This is a genomic window from Paenibacillus sp. J31R109 (genome assembly GCF_059692055.1).
Map to the genome: position 1 here is coordinate 47,997 of NZ_JCAUAR010000018.1, position 19,012 is coordinate 67,008.

The 19,012-nt window shown below is 44.6% G+C and carries 16 protein-coding genes and 1 other annotated feature; of the genes, 13 read left to right on the plus strand and 3 right to left on the minus strand.

Annotated elements, in window-relative coordinates:
• Positions 1 to 63 precede the first annotated feature (63 nt).
• Complete coding sequence (locus AC58QT_RS29790; protein WP_497412148.1) at positions 64 to 525, minus strand: GNAT family N-acetyltransferase; 462 nt, start codon at positions 523 to 525, stop codon at positions 64 to 66.
• A 618-nt stretch (positions 526 to 1,143) separates the two neighbouring features.
• On the opposite strand from AC58QT_RS29790, the gene nirB (AC58QT_RS29795) reads away from it, so the two are divergent.
• From nirB (AC58QT_RS29795) to AC58QT_RS29835, 9 genes are all read left to right on the plus strand, one after another.
• Positions 1,144 to 3,576 carry a nitrite reductase large subunit NirB gene (gene nirB / locus AC58QT_RS29795; protein ID WP_497412149.1) on the plus strand — a complete coding sequence of 811 codons (2,433 nt, stop codon included), beginning with the start codon at positions 1,144 to 1,146 and terminating at the stop codon, positions 3,574 to 3,576.
• A 14-nt stretch (positions 3,577 to 3,590) separates the two neighbouring features.
• Entirely contained in the window at positions 3,591 to 3,926 is a 336-nt protein-coding gene (gene nirD, locus AC58QT_RS29800) for a nitrite reductase small subunit NirD (protein ID WP_497287022.1), read from the plus strand.
• Between the two features lie 18 nt (positions 3,927 to 3,944).
• Complete coding sequence (locus AC58QT_RS29805; protein WP_497412150.1) at positions 3,945 to 5,120, plus strand: MFS transporter; 1,176 nt, start codon at positions 3,945 to 3,947, stop codon at positions 5,118 to 5,120.
• A 29-nt stretch (positions 5,121 to 5,149) separates the two neighbouring features.
• A complete protein-coding gene (nirB, locus tag AC58QT_RS29810) occupies positions 5,150 to 7,531 on the plus strand; it encodes a nitrite reductase large subunit NirB (RefSeq protein WP_497412151.1) in 2,382 nt (793 codons plus the stop codon).
• Positions 7,532 to 7,535: 4 nt separating this feature from the next.
• The gene (nasC, locus tag AC58QT_RS29815) at positions 7,536 to 9,671 is read left to right on the plus strand and encodes an assimilatory nitrate reductase catalytic subunit NasC (protein WP_497412152.1); all 2,136 of its coding nucleotides are present in this window, start codon (positions 7,536 to 7,538) and stop codon (positions 9,669 to 9,671) included.
• Positions 9,672 to 9,805: 134 nt separating this feature from the next.
• Positions 9,806 to 10,501 carry a response regulator transcription factor gene (locus tag AC58QT_RS29820; protein WP_497412153.1) on the plus strand — a complete coding sequence of 232 codons (696 nt, stop codon included), beginning with the start codon at positions 9,806 to 9,808 and terminating at the stop codon, positions 10,499 to 10,501.
• On the plus strand, positions 10,494 to 11,582 hold the full coding sequence (locus tag AC58QT_RS29825; protein WP_497412154.1) for a sensor histidine kinase: 1,089 nt from the start codon (positions 10,494 to 10,496) through the stop codon (positions 11,580 to 11,582). Before AC58QT_RS29820 ends, AC58QT_RS29825 begins: the two co-directional genes overlap by 8 nt.
• A 95-nt stretch (positions 11,583 to 11,677) precedes the next feature.
• Complete coding sequence (locus AC58QT_RS29830) at positions 11,678 to 12,544, plus strand: M15 family metallopeptidase (RefSeq protein WP_497412155.1); 867 nt, start codon at positions 11,678 to 11,680, stop codon at positions 12,542 to 12,544.
• A gap of 38 nt (positions 12,545 to 12,582) precedes the next feature.
• Positions 12,583 to 13,134, plus strand: a complete 552-nt coding sequence (locus tag AC58QT_RS29835) for a VanZ family protein (RefSeq protein ID WP_497412156.1) — start codon at positions 12,583 to 12,585, stop codon at positions 13,132 to 13,134.
• Between the two features lie 99 nt (positions 13,135 to 13,233).
• On the opposite strand, the gene AC58QT_RS29840 is transcribed toward AC58QT_RS29835, so the two are convergent.
• Positions 13,234 to 14,358 carry a stalk domain-containing protein gene (locus AC58QT_RS29840; RefSeq protein ID WP_497412157.1) on the minus strand — a complete coding sequence of 375 codons (1,125 nt, stop codon included), beginning with the start codon at positions 14,356 to 14,358 and terminating at the stop codon, positions 13,234 to 13,236.
• Between the two features lie 157 nt (positions 14,359 to 14,515).
• Here AC58QT_RS29840 and AC58QT_RS29845 point away from each other — a divergent pair, with 157 nt between their 5' ends.
• Together AC58QT_RS29845 and AC58QT_RS29850 are read left to right on the plus strand one after the other, a co-directional pair.
• Positions 14,516 to 14,824 (plus strand): hypothetical protein, encoded by a 309-nt coding sequence (locus AC58QT_RS29845; RefSeq protein WP_497412158.1) that lies wholly within the window; start codon positions 14,516 to 14,518, stop codon positions 14,822 to 14,824.
• A gap of 152 nt (positions 14,825 to 14,976) precedes the next feature.
• The gene (locus AC58QT_RS29850) at positions 14,977 to 16,257 is read left to right on the plus strand and encodes an L-cysteine desulfidase family protein (protein ID WP_497412159.1); all 1,281 of its coding nucleotides are present in this window, start codon (positions 14,977 to 14,979) and stop codon (positions 16,255 to 16,257) included.
• Between the two features lie 37 nt (positions 16,258 to 16,294).
• Here AC58QT_RS29850 and AC58QT_RS29855 read toward each other — a convergent pair whose 3' ends face one another.
• The gene (locus AC58QT_RS29855) at positions 16,295 to 16,780 is read right to left on the minus strand and encodes a substrate-binding domain-containing protein (protein WP_497412212.1); all 486 of its coding nucleotides are present in this window, start codon (positions 16,778 to 16,780) and stop codon (positions 16,295 to 16,297) included.
• A gap of 183 nt (positions 16,781 to 16,963) precedes the next feature.
• Here AC58QT_RS29855 and AC58QT_RS29860 point away from each other — a divergent pair, with 183 nt between their 5' ends.
• The gene (locus AC58QT_RS29860) at positions 16,964 to 17,383 is read left to right on the plus strand and encodes a GNAT family N-acetyltransferase (protein WP_497412160.1); all 420 of its coding nucleotides are present in this window, start codon (positions 16,964 to 16,966) and stop codon (positions 17,381 to 17,383) included.
• Between the two features lie 123 nt (positions 17,384 to 17,506).
• Positions 17,507 to 17,769 (plus strand) — a binding site (T-box leader).
• 154 nt (positions 17,770 to 17,923) lie between these two features.
• Positions 17,924 to 19,009 (plus strand): aspartate-semialdehyde dehydrogenase, encoded by a 1,086-nt coding sequence (gene asd, locus AC58QT_RS29865; protein WP_497287009.1) that lies wholly within the window; start codon positions 17,924 to 17,926, stop codon positions 19,007 to 19,009.
• Positions 19,010 to 19,012 lie beyond the last annotated feature (3 nt).

Here is a 19,012-nt window from a genome sequence, read left to right on the forward strand (position 1 = left end):
AAAAGAGGTTGGCCCGTTCGTGATCGTACGAACAAGGGCTGACCTCTTTTTCATTTCTAAGACTCATGAAAGTGTCTTTTCATATAGAAGAACGTTGAATCCATCAACGATAGCGGACCCTTTTTGCTGATAACCGTTCTTTTCAAACATCTTTTGTGCCCCTAATTGATTGGAAAGCGTGTCGAGGATGAGATGTTTAATGCCAAGTTCGCTTGCTTTTTGTTCTAAATGAGAAAGGATTTGTTGACCATATCCCTTCTTTTGATGACTAGGGTGAACACGTAGGCGCTTAATTTCGGCTTTGCCTTCTTGTAGAAGCTTTAACCCGCCCATAGCCACAATATTCCCATCCGGCCCTATCCCCACTAGAAACTCTCCGCCATCGTTTAAATACTGTTCAGGTATATGCAAAATATCATGATAATGCTGATGCGTAGGTTCGACATTGGCTTCAGAAATGACAAGTAAATGGATTCTCCATAAATCATCTGTATCCAATGTAGAGTAACGTTGTGTTTTCATCATAGGTTTCTCCTCCGTTTTTCATAAGTTTCTTAAAACATCCTTGTATGTAATATAAACTAACATAAAATTGGTGACAAATAACATTTTCTTATAAAACAACGGAGATATTGCAATAATTCTGTTAATTATTCAGAAAACCTAACATCAGATCGATGGTTATTTAAATGAAAAATTAATTCTTTAAATTTTTGCTATGGTTTTTGTTGAGCGGAAGTCAACAAAGGAAAAAAGAGATGTAAAAATAGGCGAGGAAGTCTCATGAAATGGTTTAAATGACTTCATCAATTTGTTAGTAAACATAACATATAAGGATGATTATCATAGATAAACAAACTGAAATGTTTATCGAATAAAAAATGAAAGCGAAAACAATGGTTAATAAACGTACAATTAATTGTTATTTAACTTTAATTGTTCGTCTTTTTACATATTTATGTTCATGATAACAACTCATTGGTAAATTTTTGTTGAAATTTACGAAGAAGCAGAGTATATTTATGAAAAGAAATAAATGTTAGGTTATTTTACATTATTTACGAGTGATGAGCTCTAACTCATTAAAAAAGATTAAAATTAACATTTCATGTTATGTAAAATCAAATAGGAGTGTGAATGAGGATGAAGAAAAAGATAGTTTTAGTTGGAAATGGTATGGCTGGCGTAAATTGTATAGAACAATTACTAAAACTTGCCCCGAATTCATACGAAATTACGATCTTTGGTAAAGAACCTCACCCTAACTATAATCGGATCTTACTTTCCTCGGTCTTGGCCGGAGATGCAGATATGAAGGATATTGTCATTAATGATTGGTCCTGGTACACGGACAATAACATCACCTTGCATACAGGTCATATCGTTAACAAGATTGATACGGATCGCAAGTTCGTAAGTACAGATCGTGGAATCACGGTGCCCTATGATGAGTTGATTCTAGCAACAGGATCGCTGCCCTTTATGCTTCCGTTACCTGGAGGAGATAAGGAAGGTGTAATCGCTTTTCGTGACATTCAAGATTGCGAGACGATGATCGAAACGGCTAAGAATTACAAAAAAGCAGTTGTTATCGGTGGCGGCCTACTGGGGCTTGAAGCAGCGCGGGGATTACTGAATCTCAATATGGAAGTATCCGTCGTTCATATTAACGAGTATCTAATGAATCTCCAACTTGACCGAACGGCATCCATGCTTCTGCAACAAGAACTAGAACAACAAGGGATGAAGTTTCTGCTCAAGAAAAACAGTGAAACGATTTTAGGTAAGAAACGTGTCACAGGACTCCGGTTTACCGATGGTTCGGAAGTTGAAGCCGATCTTATTGTGATGGCTGTTGGGATAAGGCCGAATGTTACGCTAGCGAAAACCAGCGGAATTGACATCAATCGAGGCATCATGGTGAATGATTTTCTAGAAACGAGTGTCCCGCATATTTACTCGATTGGCGAGTGTACAGAACATCGTGGTGTCGCCTATGGGCTGGTAGCTCCGCTATATGAACAAGGTGCAGTATTGGCGAAGCGTTTAGCAGGTGTAAGTACAGATGGCTATCAAGGTTCTGTCGTTTCTACTAAGCTCAAAGTTTCTGGTGTTGATGTCTTCTCCGCAGGCGAATATGCAGATAAACCGGGCACGCGAGCTGTTCGCGTACAAGATGATTTTGATGGTATTTATAAGAAAGTTGTTATTCGTGAAGGGAAAGTGATCGGGGCTGTCTTGTTTGGGGACATCAGTGATGGCTCAAGACTGTTCGCCATGATTCGCAACGGTGAGGATGTAACGGGGAAAGAAAAAACGGTACTCCTTGGTGATGGTGGCGGCAAGACGAAGTCAGGTGTTGATCTAGTTGCTGGCATGAGCGCCGATGAAATCGTATGTGGTTGTAATGGTGTATCCAAAGGAGCCATTGTCCAAGCGATTCAAGAAAAAGGCTGCTCCAGCGTGAATGATATCAAAGCATGTACCAAAGCTTCCGCTTCTTGTGGTGGGTGCAAGCCGCTTGTGGCCGATGTGCTCACTTATGTCCTTGGTGCTGATGGTGTGAAAACCGTTAAGGAAGGGATTTGTGGTTGCACAACACTCGGGAGAGATGAAGTTGTAGAAGCCATTCGCACGATGCAACTTACGACGACCAAAGAAGTCATGAACGTTCTCGACTGGTCGAATACAGAAGGATGCTCCAAGTGTCGTCCAGCCCTGAACTACTATTTGGGCATGGTGTGGCCGGAAGAGCATGAAGACGAAAGAGAGTCTCGTTTCGTGAACGAGCGTAATCATGCGAACATCCAAAAGGATGGCACGTACTCCGTCGTTCCGCGTATGTACGGCGGCGTTACGACACCGAAGGATTTAAAGAAAATTGCTGAGATCGCAGAGAAATATGAAGTCCCCCTCGTGAAAGTGACAGGTGGACAGCGTATCGATTTGCTTGGCGTGAAGAAAGAAGACCTGCCTGGCATGTGGGCTGATCTCGATATGCCTTCTGGGTATGCATACGGCAAATCACTTCGCACAGTGAAAACATGCGTAGGCTCCACGTTCTGCCGTTTTGGTACCCAAGATGCGATTGGAATGGGCATTCAGCTCGAGAAGAAGTTTGAACGCTTATACACACCAGCGAAAGTGAAGATGGCTGTCTCAGGCTGCCCGCGTAACTGCGCGGAAGCAACGATCAAGGATTTCGGGGTTGTCGCCATTGACGGCGGCTGGGAACTCCATGTCGGTGGTAACGGAGGAACGAAGCTGCGTGGAACGGATCTTTTATGCAAAGTGAAGACGGAAGAGGAAGTACTCGAATGGTCAGGTGCTTACCTGCAATACTATCGGGAAACTGGAAAGTACAATGAACGTACTTCGGAGTGGTTAGAGCGTGTGGGTCTAGAGACCATTAAAACAACGTTAGCGTCAAGCGAAGATCGTGCTGCCTTTAATGATCGCATCAATAAAGCATTATCACTGTTGAAAGATCCATGGAAAGAGATTATTGAAGAGAAGGCGCTGCGCCAAACATTTATACCGATGGAAGAACAATCGGCAGCTTCGATATTGAAATAGAAGGGATGAGGCATATGAAACGGATACACATTGGCCATATTTCAGAAATTGCTTTGAAAAGATCGCGAGTTGTACGCATTGGCGACTTAGAAATTGCCGTTTTCAAGCTTTCAGATGGCGTCATCAAAGCGATTGAGAATCGTTGCCCGCACAAAGCGGGTAAGCTCTCAGAAGGTATCGTCTGTGATCATCACGTCTTTTGTCCGCTTCATGATTGGAAGATTGACCTGCATAACGGCCTCGTTCAAGCGCCAGATGATGGTTGTGTAGCGAAATTCGAGGTTGAGATTGAGGATGCGTCCGGAGAGATGTATTTGCATATTTCAGAAGAGCGTATCCTAGCATCCTAGCAAGGGGGAGTAACAATCATGCGCCATAAGGGATCTTTGCTTGCTCTAGGATTATCCACGTTAGCTATGATGGCTTCCTTCGTAATCTGGAGTGTCTTTTCCCCGATTGCTGGACAAATACAAGAGCTGTTTCAGCTTAGTACGATGCAGAAGAGTCTGCTGATCGCAACCCCAGTGCTTCTAGGCTCGATCATGCGAATTCCGATGGGGATATATACAGATCGTTTCGGTGGTAAGCGCGTATTCGCAATCACGATGCTTTTTCTAACAATTCCCCTGCTTATCGCAGGGTACGTGCATACGTACTGGATGCTGCTGCTGTGTGCGCTATTTATTGGGATGGCGGGGACGACCTTTGCCATTTCCCTTACTTATGTATCGAGGTGGTTTCCGCCAGAGAGACAGGGACTTGTGCTTGGCTTAGCTGGTCTTGGCAATTTAGGCAGTGCGGCAGCTAGCTTTTCATTGCCTTTCGTGTTTAATCAATATGGGTTTCAATGGGTGTTTTGGAGTTTGGCGATAATGATTATCGTTGTGACGGCTATCTTTTGGATGGGGACGAAGGATTTGCCTTCACCCGTGCACAAAAAGACGTTTAAGCAATCCATGGTCGTGCTCAAAGATCAATCAACCTGGTATTTATCATTTTTTTACTTTCTAACTTTTGGTGGTTTCGTTGCCTTCGGCGCTTATTTACCGACATTTCTCAAGGATCTATTTCATCTTTCTGCAACAGATGCCGGCCTGAAAACGGCAGGATTTGTTGTAATCGCGACACTCATTCGACCGTTAGGCGGTTATATGGCCGATCGCATAGGTTCACGTAGTGTACTTGTCGTAGTTTTTGCTGGGATGATGATCGCTGCGATTGCATTATCCGTGTCATTGCATCAATTCGTATCATTTAGTGCGTGTTGTCTGGCTGCTGCAGTCCTGCTTGGTGTAGGAAACGGAGCTGTCTTCAAAATGGTTCCTGAAGTGTCTTCTGGAAATACAGGTGCAGTTACAGGAATCGTTGGCGCAGCAGGTGGTTTAGGGGGCTTTTTTCCACCTATCGTATTAGGTATTGTGAAAGATTTCTCAGGTGCGTATACGTTGGGTTTCATTATGCTTATGGTATTCGCATGCGCTTGCCTTGTGTTAATTCTGGCATCAGGTCGTATGGTCGTTAACAAACAAAGCAAGCTGGCATAAGCCTATGGGAATGTGGAGGTGAATGAGAGATGGGGAGACAGAAACTTGTCTTAATCGGGAACGGTATGGCTGGCGTTCGCTGCGTGGAAGAAATTCTAGCTCTTGCTCCTGAACGTTTCGAGATTACTATTTTCGGCAGTGAGCCGCATCCGAACTATAATCGCATTATGTTATCGAAGGTGCTGCAAGGCAGTACAACGGTTGATGATATTACGATTAATGATTGGCAGTGGTACCAGGATAAAGGGATTACGCTTTATGCGGGAGATCCTGTGATCCGTATAGATACAGCACAACGGAAAGTAGTGAGCGAGAAGGGGCGGATCGTAGAATACGATCAACTCATACTAGCAACGGGTTCATTGCCATTTATGCTTCCTTTGCCAGGTGCAGATAAACCTGGCGTGACAGCTTTTCGTGATATTAAAGATTGCAATAAAATCATTGAAACGTCCAAAAACTATAAGAAAGCTGTTGTCATCGGTGGCGGTTTACTTGGATTAGAAGCAGCACGTGGCTTGCTTAATCTAGGGATGGATGTCCATGTCGTTCATATTTACCACCATTTGATGGAACGTCAGTTGAGCCCTACGTCTGCAGGTATGATGCGCAAAGAGCTGGAAAAGCAAGGGATGAAATTTCTGCTCGGGAAGCATACGGAGAAAATTCTTGGAAAGAAACGAGTTGAAGGGCTTCTTTTTAAGGATGGGGGTAAAGTAGAGGCAGATCTGATCGTTATTGCAGTCGGTGTACGCCCGAATATTAAGCTTGCAATGGATAGTGGCATTGAGACCAATCGTGCTATTATGGTGAATGATTATATGGAAACTAGCGTGCCAGGCATCTACGCAGTTGGGGAATGTGCGGAGCATCGGAATATGGTTTATGGTCTCGTAGCCCCGCTGTATGAACAAGGTAAAGTACTGGCTAAGCGGATATGCGGTGTGGATGTAGAAGGCTACCAAGGTTCAATTCTATATTCCCAATTAAAGGTCTCAGGCGTTGAAGTATTCTCAGCTGGAGAAATTCGCGATTCCGAAATTACAACCTCATTGAAAGTCATTGATGGCATCAAAAAAACATACAAGAAGATCGCTATACGCGATAACAGAATAGTAGGAGCCGTGCTTTATGGCGATAGCAGCGAGGGGAATAAGCTGCTCGGCTATATCAAGCAACAAGCCAATGTGTCCGTATTAGAGGAAGCGTCGGCCGTAGGAGGCGCTGCTGATGAAACGTACGCTGCTTCACTAGCACTGACGGCGACGGTATGCTCTTGCAACGGTGTAACCAAAGGCGGTATTCTCGAAGCCGTCAAGGAACACGGTTGTGAATCCGTCGAAGATGTTCGCGCCTGCACGCGGGCGTCCAGCACTTGCGGTGGCTGCAAGCCGCTCGTCGCAGCGATGCTGCAGTTGGCGCTGCAGAGCAAGGACGCGCCGGCAGCGCCCAAAGAGACGGTGTGCGGCTGCACGTCGCACAGCCATGAAGAGCTGCGCGACGCTATGCGCAGGGCTAGCTTTGAGACCGCGCAAGAAGCGATGCATGCGCTGGGTTGGACCCAGGCGGCCGGCTGCGCGATCTGCCGGCCGGCGGTGCACTACTATGTCGGCCAGGCGCGAGGCGCTGCTGCCGACAAGTCTAATGCTGAATCTGCTTCGATAGATTCAGCAACGAGTTTGCTCGCTGATGGCACGTTCGCCATCACGCCACGCATGTACGGCGGCGTCACGAGCGCCGAGCAGTTAAGGCTTCTAGCTGATGTGATCGATAAATATCACATTCCATTAGTGAAGCTTTCAGGAGGTGCGCAGCTGGATCTTCTTGGCATACCTGAAGAGGAAGTTCGTTCTATTGGCGCTGAGATCGGTCAATCGGCATCGACAAGCGTTCAATATGGTAGAATGATATCATCTGTTGCAACATGTACGGGGATTCATTATGACCGTGGTGCGCTTCAAGATTCGATCGGATTGGGCATCAATCTCGAAAGCCGATTAGCCTATGTGCAAATGCCAGCACACGTACACGTCGGAGTTTCGGCAAGTCCGTTGCACCGAGCCGGTACGCTTACTAAGGATTTAGGTCTAGTTGGTGTTCCTGGTGGATGGGAAATCTATGTAGGTGGCAGCGGAGGAAGTAAGCTTCGACAAGGGGAACTTCTTTGTATGGTGCCGACGGAGGATGGAGCACTAGCGTTATCAACCGCGTTCCTGCAGTGGTACCGTGAAGAAGCAAATTTCGGTGAAACGACAGGACAATGGGTGGAGCGCTTGGGAATTACTCGCCTACGAGAGGGACTATTCGATCTTGTGTACCGCGCGGAGCTTATAGCGAGAATGAATCTAACCCTGATAGGTACGGAAAAGCAGCAAGAAAATCCGCAGCGCACAGCTGCTTTGGCAAGGTGAGCCTATGCATATACAAATTGAGCAAGAACAAGTCATTCCTGATGCCTTGCATGTCATAGATACACAATGCCCATTTTGCAGTGTACAGTGTAAAATGCAAGTGATTGAAAAAAAGGATATAACGAACGGACGCCCCGTTTATTCCATTGTACCAAAGCCGAATCTGGCATCTGAAGGACGATTGTGTATCAAAGGAATGAATGCCTACCAACACGTGCTTACTGGCGAACGGTTGCTTCACCCCATGGTGAAGCGTAATGGTCAGTTCGAACGGATTTCATGGGCGGAAGCGTATGAGCTTATCGTAAACAAGTTCGGTGCACTTCGCCAAACCTATGGCAATCACACGGTGGGCTTGTATGGCGGTGGTTCGTTAACGAATGAATCCGCCTATCTACTAGGTAAGTTTGCTCGCGTGGCACTGCAAACGAAGTATATTGATTATAATGGCCGATTTTGTATGTCGGCGGCTGCGTCAGCAGGTGTTAAAGTATTTGGGATTGACCGTGGGTTAACGAACCCTTTGTCCGATATTGAATTGGCCGACTGTATCCTGCTTGCGGGTACGAATATTGCGGAGTGTCAGCCGACACTCATGCCTTATTTTACAAGAGCGAAAGAAAAAGGTGCCGTAATCATTGCCATCGATCCCAGAGAAACGGGGACGACACGTATGGCTGATATTCATTTGCGTGTGAGGCCAGGGATGGATGCGACTTTAGCCAATGGTATACTCAAGGTTCTGCTTGAGGAAGGCCTGGTTGATGAACAATTTGTTGAACGAAGGACAACAGGATTCGCGGAATTGAAAGCTCATCTAGATGAGCTTGATATGGCTGAAATTGCCCAATTAACAGGCGTTTCCGCTGAGCTCATTCGTAAAGCGGCGCTGAGTTATGGGAAAGCGAATACGGGAATGGTTTTTACGGCAAGAGGTGTGGAGCAACAAACGGATGGCCATATGGCCGTTCGAAACTTCCTGAATCTCGTATTGCTTACAGGTAAAATAGGCAAACCTGGCTGCGGCTATGGTGCTGTCACAGGTCAGGGCAACGGGCAAGGTGGCAGAGAACATGGGCAAAAAGCCGACCAACTGCCTGGGTATCGGTTGATCGAGAATCCAGAAGATCGCGCTTATATCGCGAATGTATGGGGCATCGATCCAAGCGAGCTGCCAGGCAAAGGAGTGTCTGCTTACGAAATGATGGAAAAGGTCCACGAGCAGGAGATCCGTGCGTTATTCGTTATGGGATCGAATCCACTCGTCTCGAATCCGAACGCGAACTTCGTTGAAGAAGGGCTGAAGAAGCTTGATTTTCTCGTTGTTGCTGACTTCCTCATCTCTGAAACGGCACAGCTAGCTGATCTGCTTTTGCCAGTAACAGCCTATCTAGAGAATGCAGGGACGTTAACGAATCTCGAAGGACGCGTGTTATTGCGAGAAGCGGGTCGTCCAGCGCCTGGCGAATCGAAGCATGATTGGCAAGTCCTCTGTGAACTAGCTGATAAGCTCGGGAAAGGTCAATTCTTCCCATTTGGGGATGTCGAAGATGTCTTTAATGAGCTTCGCCTTGCAAGTCGGGGAGGGACCGCAGATTACTACGGCATTACTTACGATCGCTTACGGCAAGAAGAAGGCGTCTATTGGCCTTGTCCAGAAGTGGCGCACCCCGGTGTTAAGCGGTTATTTGATATCTCGTTTCCGCTGCCAGCTGGAAAAGCGTTATTGACTACGGTGGAGAATCATCTGCCGAAGGAGCAGGTCAGTGGAGAGTTTCCGTTGTATCTAACCACGGGGCGCGTGCTTACGCATTATCTGACAGGCGTGCAGACACGTAAAAGTCCGTCTTTGGCCGCGCGTGAAGTGGAGTCGTTCATGGAGATTCATCCCAAAACCGCGAAAAAGTACCGCATTGAGGATGCCACACTTGTAAAGATGACGTCCAAGCGCGGCGACATTTTTGTGCGAAGCCGGTTCAGCGATGCTATCCGTGAAGACACGGTATTCGTGCCTATGCATTGGGGAGATACGCAAAACGTCAACAAATTAACGAATGACGCACTTGATCCAACCTGCAAAATGCCTGGTTTTAAGGTTTGTGCTGTAGGAGTAAGTCCATTAGTAACGGAGTATGCGTAAAAGAAGAAGCCGAACTCATCGACCTTACCGTGATGAGCTAGGCTTTTTTTGCATATGTGTAAGGTTCAGCTATGAACCCTTTTTCATAATCGGGTATAATAGGAATGATCTTACATTTTAGGAGCGGGATAAGGATGAAACGAACGACAATATTAATCGCTGATGATGAGGCGGAAATCGCCGATTTGATTGCGTTACATTTAGAAAAAGAGGGTTACCATCTCATCAAAGTATCTGACGGGAAAGAGGCCATTCAAGCGATTGAGTCTCACGCGATTGATTTGGCGATTCTGGATATTATGATGCCGAAGATGGATGGCTATGAAGTGACGCGGCAAATACGTGAGAGGTATGCCTTACCGATTATTTTTTTGAGTGCCAAATCCTCTGACTTGGATAAGATAACAGGTTTGGTAATGGGTGCAGTTGACTATATGACGAAACCCTTTAATCCAATGGAATTAGTAGCCCGTGTGAACGCACAGCTTCGGCGGTCCATGCAACTGAACCAACCTGCAGCTGTTAGTAGTCCAGTCTTGGAAGCGGGAGGCGTGACGATTGATGCGGATCAAAGATCTGTCCTCCTCTATGGGGAGAAGATCGAGCTGACCCCGAAAGAATTTGATATTCTCTATCTGTTAGCGAGTCACCCGAAGAAGGTGTTTAGCGCGGAGCATATTTTTGGGCATGTATGGGGGGAAGCGTACTATGAAAGTGGTAACACCGTCATGGTCCATATCCGTACGCTGCGCAAAAAACTTGGCGAAGATGTGAACAAAAATAAGTTAATTAAAACCGTATGGGGTGTGGGATATACATTCAATGGCTAATCTATTGCGCAGCTTTCGATCTAAGATGATCGGTTTGTTGGGGCTCAGCTTGCTGATGTCCGGCACTTTTACTTTTATTCTTTATCGCGTATTGAAACTTTATTATTCAGGCGTTCGCAGGGAAGATCCTGTAGCTAAATTGCGTCATTTTGTGAATACGATTGGCGATTTAAACTTTTTCTTGATGGTGTTTGTACCGCTTTCAATTTTATGTTTCTTCTTCCTAACGAAGCGCTATGCCACCTATTTTAACGTGATTTCGACGGGAATTCATCGACTTGCTGGTGGAGACTTTCATAATCGAATTCATATTGATTCCAATGACGAATTCAAGGATATCGCGGATGATATTAATATGGCGAGTGAGAAATTACAGCAAGCTGTCGCACGTGGGGATTTTGCCGAAAGCAGTAAGGATCAGCTCGTTTTGAACTTAGCGCATGATCTACGTACGCCGCTTACTTCAGTCATTGGTTATTTGGATTTTATTCTTCAGGACGAGCAGTTATCGAGGGAACAAATGATCCATTATACGACCATTGCTTTTAATAAATCACAACGATTAGAGAAGCTGATTGATGAACTATTTGAAATTACACGGATGAAATATGGCATGTTAAGTGTCGAGAAGAAGCCTATTGATTTAAGCGAGCTGCTCATTCAACTCAATGAGGAATTGTACCCCGTTTTTGAAAAGAGCAATTTGATCAGCAGAGTCAATGTTTCTCCACATCTGGAAATAGCGGCAGACGGGGAGTTGCTAGCTCGTGTATTTGAAAATCTATTGACGAATGCCAATCGATATGGGAAAGATGGCAAATATGTGGATATCAATGGCCTTCAAGAAGGGGAAGAAGCGGTAGTTCAAGTGATCAACTATGGCAATTGCATCCCAGCGGATGAACTTCCTCATCTCTTTGAGATGTTTTATACAGGGGACCAAGCTCGCACCCATCAGGGTGGCAGTACGGGACTCGGCTTGTTTATTGCGAAGAACATTGTTGAACAGCATCAAGGAACAATTACGGTTCAAAGCGATGTGATTCGGACACTATTTGAAGTGAGATTGCCACTTTACTAAAATGAATTTAAGAAAAATTTTATGTTTGTCCCACTTCTAATTTAAACTGTTTTCTTTATTCTAAATGCAAGCAAGGTTTAGGAGGGAAACGAGTTATGAAGAAGTGGGTTTTTTGGTTTGTTATTGTCGCATTACTAGGTTATGAAGCCTACCAGCAGCACAAAGCGCCTCGAGAAAAAGTGGAACAATCGCAAGTCGTCAATACCGCCTACGCGGCGACTTCCCCCGGGAAAGATCTAACTATAAAAGTGACGAAAGATCAGATATATCAAGGAAATCTGGTTCTGATTAATAACGATTATCCGATTCATTCAGGGGGGATGCAGCCGGATATTCTTAATCTTTTTGAAAATAAAGAGCTCGTTAAAGGATTTGGGATCTTAGATAATACAGTGCGATTGTCGCGAACTGTTGTTGAATCTTTTACGACGATGATCCAAGCAGCTGCCAAAGATGGGGTTCGTCATTTCATGATTAACAGTGGCTACCGTGACAATAAAGAACAGAGTCAGCTATACAAAGATATGGGAGCTAATTACGCGTTGCCCGCGGGACATAGTGAACATAACTTAGGTTTGGGACTTGATATTGGTTCTACACAAGGCGAAATGAGTCAAGCAGATGAAGGGGAATGGTTGATTCGAAATGCGGCGGATTTTGGGTTTATTTTGCGCTATCCCAAGGATAAAACGGCAATTACGGGCATCCAATTTGAACCTTGGCATTTTCGTTATGTGGGGTTACCACACAGTGTGATTATGAAGCAAATGAATTTATCGTTGGAAGAGTATTTGGCTTATCTAAAACAACAAAAAAACATCACAACGAAGGTGAAAGGGAAGATCTACGAGATCTCGTATCATCCGATGACCCAGAATAGTACCATTCAAGTGCCTAACAATCGTTCTTATACCTTGTCTGGCAACAACATGGATGGCATCATCGTCACGGTGCTTCCTTGAGGTTACATTTTTAAATTTTAGGAGTGTGAGTTTACGATATGAAAAATTGGAAGGTATGGCACGAGATGCTGCTGCCGGCTTTGTTCGCTTTGTATATGTATATCCTGTTCAAAATTATCTTGTTCAAATTCAGTTCGATTGATCTCCCATTCGTGTGGCATCAGCTTCAGCGGAATCTGGAGAATCCTTCGTATATCCAAAATCGCCTCGCCTTTGCGAACTTTCAGCCATTCGTTTCAATAACGGCTAATCTACAAAGCTTATCCCAGCATGATCTTATTAATTTGTTCGGGAATATTGCGGTATTTATGCCATATGGCATGTTTCTGTTGCTCACGTCAGGGGCCAAGAAGATGTCATTTTCAGGTGTGTTCATTCGCTCTTTGGGGATAAGTTTAAGTTTGGAGAGTCTACAAGTTGTTCTTTCCATGGGGAGCTTTGATGTGGATGATCTTATTTTAAATGTAGGTGGAGGCTTAGTTGGGTATTGTGGCTTAAAATTAGGCCTAACCGTCATCAATCGTTCGTTACGTATGATTGATATGCAAAGCATGAGCATAATGCTGACCAAAGAAAGTAACATAACGTAAGATGGTGAAATGGGAGAGTGAGATTGAAATTGAAATAGGCTGATGTTCAAGTGGAGAGTACTACTTGAGATCAGCCTATTTGCGTTCACGTTTGCGTCATTATTGTTCTATTGGACCTGTATCTACAACCTCAAAATCACTGCCCTTGATCTTCCCGAGTTTATGCAGGTCATCATCATCCCATTTCGGATCAGGTGCGCCGCTTACATAGAGATTACTGCCGTTATCAGCGACAATCATACCGTATTTCTTCATCGCTCGTAAGATTGCTTGATTCGTTGCCGAGTAGCTTGATATATCGAAATCATCGCGAAGTCGGAGTCGGAGGCCCATGGGCGGAAGATTCGAATCCGTGCTGTTTGAAGCAAAATGTGTAGCTGGAGCAATGAATCCACGTTGCGTCTTCTGTACTGTGAAACGCAGGGCGTGGTTGATTTCTCCTGAGCTTGCTTCATCATATCGGACAAGCCCGGGGAAGATTGGCAAGCCTGCCGCGTCAGCGGATGTCCAATATTTAGGACGAAGCGCGTTGGAGTTCAAATCCCACTTCGCACCGTTGGAAGCCTGCCATCCAGAAGGTGTGGGTCGTGCATTGAACAATTCGTAAAGCATATCATTGTCTTTATCGACAACGATGACATGACGGTCGCCATCACCGTTCGGTCCGCCTTCGATTGGCGCGTTTGCTGGAATGGGGTAAGGGCCAGCATCACTTTCATCGCCATAATCCGTAAACGTTACGTTTACTTTCGGTTGATCGCCGCTTACAATCGTGTAGGGAATCCCAATCGGTGCCCCTTCCCATTCCGTCCCGAAATCGGCATGTATACTCGTATTCAAGCCAATCGCTTTGAGATATTGCTGTGATTTCTGGTGAACAGGGAAGGCGGAGATGTCTGTATTCCAAGGATTATTCTTCGGGAATACTTGCAGGGCTGAATTGTGCTGAGGCTTGTCCCCTACATAAATGGAGCTTGTCGCATCATCCCATCCCACGGGTTTCCCTAACGATTCGGTAAGAAAACGAAGAGGTACATAGGTCGTATTTTTGTAAATGAAGCCTTGAAGATCTTGCGGAGGTTGCTTCATCACTCCATCGAAATAATACTGCAGCTTTCGAAAATAAACGTTGATACCGGTTGGATCGTTAGCCGCATAAGAGAGCCCTGAAAAAAATAAGGCTCCACATAGGAACCCAACGGTTCCTGCTTTCCATTTACCCATTTGTTAGCACACTCCATTGTCTCTAGTTGGCTTTCTTCTCGTTTTGGCCTATCATAAGACTATTCGTAAGTTATCCAACGCTTTGTGTCCAGAAGACATAAGGGATCTTGGAGATAATAAAGTAAGGATGAATTTATATAATCACGGAGGTCTTTCTATGAGTCAACGTTATCGCATTACAAGAGCTTTTCAACAAAATGAACAAGCCGTAACATCCATTTCATTAGAAGAGTGTAAACACTATTTTGCTGCACAACCAGATTTCACCTATTCATCGGTTTATACCGTGACTGGTGCCACCAGCATGTCGATTGAAGGGGATTTTTTCATGTGGAGCTATGGGGAAATAAAGATTCCATTCCGTCATTATCAGGGGGATTTGTATGTTTCGGGCACGAATGAAGCTGTGATTCCTAAAATGTTGGAGGTTGCAAGTGAACTCGGAGCCGATGTTGCGGAAGGTTAGTGTTGAAAAGTTCTAATATTTTCAACATACTCTCCTCATACATTTACGCTATAGTAGTAGTTGAACGCAGCTGGTCGTAGGTGACAAGCTAGATGTACGTTAGATTAGCATTTGAAAGAAATAGATTACTTGGGTGTGTAGGGGGTCGTCACATGCATAGGCATACATTCATTAACATATTGAGAACGGAACTCGTCGTCGCGCTTGGCTGCACAGAGCCAGTAGCGATCGCTTTGGCTGCCGCGAAGGCACGAAGTTATATGAAGGGTCCCATTGAGAAGGTTACCGTTCATGCGAGTGCAGGGATCATTAAGAACGCTCTGGCAGTTGGGATTCCTGGTACGAATCTGACGGGCATTGATTTTGTAGCTGCGCTTGGCGCGCTTGCAGGTAATGCGGATAAGCAATTAGAGGTTCTTGCTGATATTCAACCAGAAGATGTTACAGCAGCGCAGGACATGGTTGAGCGCGGTGTTTCGGTCGTTCACTTAGCAGATACGTCCAGAAAGCTCTATATTGAGGTCGTCGTTAACACGGAGGACAGTTATGCAAAGGTCGTTATCACGGATAATCACACGAATATTACCTTGATCGAGGTAGATGGTAAGGTCGTTGAATCGGGAGGCTGTGCGAATGCGACTTTCAAGAGTTCCAAAGAGGAACGAGGCGAGCTTACGATCGAGGGTATCGTTGATTTCGTGAATACAGTTGACCTTACCGAGCTCCAATTGGTTAAACAAAGTATTGAATTGAATCGTAAGGCCGGATTAGACGGATTGACGCATGCCTATGGTCTTGAGGTGGGCAGAACGATTAAAGAGAATGTACAGAAGGGTATTCTGTCAGATGATTTAATCTCTCATGCGATGGCGCTTGCAGCTGCTGGATCAGATGCTCGTATGGCTGGTTCTAGCATGCCTGTCATGGCGAATTCGGGAAGCGGTAACCAAGGTATCGCAGCGACGAATCCCGTTATCGCGGCGGCTGAGAAACTCGGTGCTGCGGAAGATAAGCTCATTCGTGCGGTTGCCTTAAGTCACTTAGTCACGATTCACATCAAATCCAAATTTGGACGGTTGTCCGCTTTATGCGGCGTTACCGTATCAGGTACAGGCGCGAGCTGCGGAATTACGTATTTACTCGGCGGTGGAAAGAATGAAATTAAAGCCGCAATCCAAAACATGCTCGGGAATGTAACAGGGATGATGTGTGATGGCGCTAAAGGTGGCTGCGCAATGAAAGTTGCAACTTGTACGAGTGCTGCGGTGCAATCTGCGTTGCTTGCTTCCAAAGGGATGACCATTTCGTCCACTAATGGATTTATCGAAAATGATGCCGAGAAAACGATCGACAACTTCTGTCGGATCGGCAATGAAGCGACTTCCGAGATGGATAAACTCGTTCTTGAAATGATGTTGAATAAAGACATATAGGTGAATGATGATCCGCCGAGAGGCGGATTTTTCATTTTTACATGGAGGCTCCTAGCAATTCTAAGCCTAATTTCACGCTGGCGTGTTCACGATTTTCGAGGAGGTAGACGGCATTTGCACGAATTTTTGGCGTATGGAAATCACATTCAAGTTGAATTAATTGTTGAGCATCTAGAAATGGTTGTGCAATTGACTTCGGCAGAAAGCCAAATCCGGCTCCTTGTAAAAGCATAGCAACCATAATAAAGGAATGGTCGGTTTGTAAAGATGGGACAAAACCAGCTCCAACGATGCTTATGAACCATTCAGGGAAGGGATCTCCCCTTTCAATATGGCAATATTCATGAGAAATAAAATCTGTTTTACGAATAATGGAGTCTTTTTTATGCGCGGATACTAGAATAATTTCATCCTCAAATAACAATTCTTTTGATACTTTAGGATGATCAGGTGGATCAAAACGAACGGCAACATGTACAACCCCATCCAACACCAGATCACGTACCATATAGCTTGGATCAATAGTAAATTTCGTATTTTACAAACAGCTAAAAATGCTTCTAACTGAGATGAATCCATGCTTCGCGCCCCGCCATCATTTGAATTATTAATTATCACAAAATAAATTATGAGTTATACAAACCATAGAATGTCCATTAATATAGGGCAATAGCCTTTATTACACCTACTTACAAGGAGATTAATTATGCAAAATATCAGAGAAATGACAATTAATGATTACGAAAAGATGATTGAATTGTGGAACAGTATTGAGGGATTAGCTTTAAGTGACGCGGATTCTAAAGAAAACATCAAGAGGTATCTAGTCAGAAATAATGGGTTGAGTTTTGTATTCGAGCAAGATAATGAGATTGTTGGGACTATTCTGTGTGGTCATGATGGTAGAAGGGGTTTTATTTATCATCTTGCTGTGAGCCCCGCTTTCCGTAAACAGCAAATTGGTAACCAATTGGTTCAAACGAGTTTAAATAAATTGAGCCAGGAAGGTATTGATAAATGTCATATTTTTGTTATCGAAGATAATGAGGTTGGGAACCGTTTCTGGACAACAACGGGATGGGAAAAGAGAAGTGGTTTTTATGTATATTCAAGGAATACAAAATAACGAAATTAACGCTATTAGCGGGCGTCTTCTTGAACCCTATATGGGGTAATATTCAAAAAAATATTACATTTCTAAAAATTATTGTTTACGTACCTCTGGTTATTTGATAATATAATCGCAATAACAAATGCGTTGAAGAGATGAGTAAATAAATGAAATCTTTCACAGAGAGCTCCGTTAGCTGAAAAGGAGTAAAGAGAACTTTATTGAACAAAGCCTCAGAGCAGCACATCGGAACTGAATTTCTCGGGGATGGTGTGACAGGAGCTCCTGTTATAGAGCTAAAGTATACGCATGCAATTGGCATGTCGTACTTGAAGAGGCTAGTATGGCGACATATTGGTGAAACTGGGTGGTACCACGAGGATATTAATCTCGTCCCTAAGACTGGCAATAGTCTTGGGGGTGGGATTTTTTTGTTATCGCGTAAGAAACTTTACGCAGGTGCTGCAACATTTGGCACACAATATCAGATGCTTTGAATTTACTATTAAGATGCTTTACTACCTTATACGAATGTGAAAGGATTTGTGATACAGGATGTCGAGAAAATTAAAAGTAGGTATTGTCGGAGGAACTGGCATGGTTGGCCAGAGATTTGTTGAATTGTTGGATCAACACCCATGGTTTGAAGTGACTGCGATTGCAGCAAGCAGCAGCTCAGCGGGTAAAACATATGAGGAATCTGTGAAGAGCAGATGGAAATTGTCTACGCCAATTCCGGAAAACGTGAAACAGATCATCGTTCAAGATGCTTCAAAAGTGGAGGAAGTTGCCACTGGGGTTGATTTTATTTTTTGTGCGGTAGATATGAAAAAGGATGAAATCAAAGCGCTAGAAGAAGCTTACGCTAAAACGGGTACGCCTGTTATTTCAAATAACTCAGCTCACCGCTGGACGCCGGACATTCCGATGGTCATCCCAGAGGTGAATCCAGGTCACATTGAGATCATTGCCGCACAAAGAAAGCGTTTGGGTACATCGACTGGTTTTATCGCCGTTAAACCCAACTGTTCCATTCAAAGCTATGTACCAGCCCTTCATGCCTTGTTAGACTTCAAACCGACCAATGTTGTTGCTTCCACGTATCAAGCGATCTCTGGTGCGGGTAAAAACTTCACAGACTGGCCGGAAATGTTGGATAACGTGATCCCATATATTGGTGGGGAAGAAGAGAAAAGTGAGCAGGAGCCACTGCGTATCTGGGGAAGCATCGCAAATAACGAAATCATTAAAGCGAGCTCACCGTTGATTACTACGCAATGCATTCGTGTTCCAGTAACAGATGGACATCTTGCTACAGTATTCGCCTCTTTCGAGAAGAAACCTACAAGAGAAGAAATCCTTTCTCGCTGGCAGAACTACAAAGGACGTCCGCAAGAGCTGAACTTGCCAAGCGCGCCGAAACAGTTCATCACTTACTTCGAAGAAGAAAATAGACCTCAAACGAAGCTTGATCGTGAAATTGAACGCGGTATGGGCGTTTCCGCAGGACGTTTACGTGAGGATTCGTTGTTTGATTATAAATTTGTTGGATTGTCCCATAACACATTGCGCGGAGCAGCAGGTGGTGCGGTTCTTATCGCTGAATTGCTGAAAGCAGAAGGTTACATTCAACCCAAATAACAT

What these genes read in the sequence shown, in the direction of transcription:
- AC58QT_RS29790 (WP_497412148.1), bottom strand. Translation starts at nt 525, where the DNA reads ATGATGAAAACACAACGTTACTCTACATTGGATACAGATGATTTATGG.
- nirB (WP_497412149.1), top strand. Translation starts at nt 1,144, where the DNA reads ATGAAGAAAAAGATAGTTTTAGTTGGAAATGGTATGGCTGGCGTAAAT.
- nirD (WP_497287022.1), top strand. Translation starts at nt 3,591, where the DNA reads ATGAAACGGATACACATTGGCCATATTTCAGAAATTGCTTTGAAAAGA.
- AC58QT_RS29805 (WP_497412150.1), top strand. Translation starts at nt 3,945, where the DNA reads ATGCGCCATAAGGGATCTTTGCTTGCTCTAGGATTATCCACGTTAGCT.
- nirB (WP_497412151.1), top strand. Translation starts at nt 5,150, where the DNA reads ATGGGGAGACAGAAACTTGTCTTAATCGGGAACGGTATGGCTGGCGTT.
- nasC (WP_497412152.1), top strand. Translation starts at nt 7,536, where the DNA reads ATGCATATACAAATTGAGCAAGAACAAGTCATTCCTGATGCCTTGCAT.
- AC58QT_RS29820 (WP_497412153.1), top strand. Translation starts at nt 9,806, where the DNA reads ATGAAACGAACGACAATATTAATCGCTGATGATGAGGCGGAAATCGCC.
- AC58QT_RS29825 (WP_497412154.1), top strand. Translation starts at nt 10,494, where the DNA reads ATGGCTAATCTATTGCGCAGCTTTCGATCTAAGATGATCGGTTTGTTG.
- AC58QT_RS29830 (WP_497412155.1), top strand. Translation starts at nt 11,678, where the DNA reads ATGAAGAAGTGGGTTTTTTGGTTTGTTATTGTCGCATTACTAGGTTAT.
- AC58QT_RS29835 (WP_497412156.1), top strand. Translation starts at nt 12,583, where the DNA reads ATGAAAAATTGGAAGGTATGGCACGAGATGCTGCTGCCGGCTTTGTTC.
- AC58QT_RS29840 (WP_497412157.1), bottom strand. Translation starts at nt 14,358, where the DNA reads ATGGGTAAATGGAAAGCAGGAACCGTTGGGTTCCTATGTGGAGCCTTA.
- AC58QT_RS29845 (WP_497412158.1), top strand. Translation starts at nt 14,516, where the DNA reads ATGAGTCAACGTTATCGCATTACAAGAGCTTTTCAACAAAATGAACAA.
- AC58QT_RS29850 (WP_497412159.1), top strand. Translation starts at nt 14,977, where the DNA reads ATGCATAGGCATACATTCATTAACATATTGAGAACGGAACTCGTCGTC.
- AC58QT_RS29860 (WP_497412160.1), top strand. Translation starts at nt 16,964, where the DNA reads ATGCAAAATATCAGAGAAATGACAATTAATGATTACGAAAAGATGATT.
- asd (WP_497287009.1), top strand. Translation starts at nt 17,924, where the DNA reads ATGTCGAGAAAATTAAAAGTAGGTATTGTCGGAGGAACTGGCATGGTT.